Origin of the sequence: Aureimonas sp. D3, assembly GCF_001463805.1 — a bacterium.
GTDB lineage: Bacteria > Pseudomonadota > Alphaproteobacteria > Rhizobiales > Rhizobiaceae > Aureimonas > Aureimonas ureilytica_A.
The window spans coordinates 1-1063 of record NZ_BBWM01000101.1; the positions used below are offsets into that span (position 1 = coordinate 1).

Sequence of the window (1063 nt, forward strand, 5' to 3'; positions counted from 1 at the left end):
GCGTACGACCAGATCGACGCGGCGCCGGAAGAGAAGGCTCGCGGCATCACGATCTCGACGGCGCATGTGGAGTACGAGACGGAGAACCGTCACTACGCGCACGTGGACTGCCCCGGCCACGCCGACTACGTGAAGAACATGATCACGGGCGCGGCGCAGATGGACGGCGCGATCCTGGTGTGCTCGGCGGCCGACGGCCCGATGCCGCAGACGCGCGAGCACATCCTCCTGGCCCGCCAGGTCGGCGTGCCGGCGCTGGTGGTGTTCCTGAACAAGGTCGATCAGGTCGACGACGCCGAGCTTCTCGAGCTGGTCGAGCTGGAGCTGCGCGAGCTTCTGTCGAGCTACGAGTTCCCCGGCGACGACGTTCCGATCGTGAAGGGTTCGGCTCTGGCGGCCCTCGAAGACTCCAACAAGGAGATCGGCGAGAACGCGGTTCGCGAGCTGATGAAGCAGGTCGACGCCTACATCCCGACGCCTGAGCGTCCGATCAACATGCCGTTCCTGATGCCGATCGAAGACGTGTTCTCGATCTCGGGCCGCGGCACGGTGGTGACGGGCCGCGTCGAGCGCGGCATCGTGAAGGTGGGCGAGGAAGTCGAGATCGTCGGCATCCGCGACACCAAGAAGACGACGGTGACGGGCGTCGAGATGTTCCGCAAGCTTCTGGACCAGGGCCAGGCGGGCGACAACATCGGCGCGCTGGTTCGCGGCGTGGACCGTGAAGGCGTCGAGCGCGGTCAGGTTCTGTGCAAGCCGGGTTCGGTGAAGCCGCACACGCGCTTCATGGCCGAGGCCTACATCCTGACCAAGGAAGAGGGCGGCCGTCATACGCCGTTCTTCACGAACTACCGTCCGCAGTTCTACTTCCGCACGACGGACGTGACGGGCGTCGTCACGCTGCCCGAGGGCACCGAGATGGTGATGCCGGGCGACAACGTGACGATGGACGTCAAGCTGATCGTTCCGATCGCGATGGAAGAGAAGCTGCGCTTCGCAATCCGCGAAGGCGGCCGCACCGTCGGCGCCGGTATCGTCGCTTCCATCATCGAGTAAGACTCGA

General features: G+C 65.4%; 1 protein-coding gene. It reads left to right on the top strand.

Annotation, left to right across the window (positions count from 1 at the left end):
- On the top strand, window positions 1-1056 hold a 1056-nt coding region (tuf, locus tag AUL36_RS22975; RefSeq protein ID WP_062224585.1), incomplete at its 5' end, for an elongation factor Tu.
- Window positions 1057-1063 lie beyond the last annotated feature (7 nt).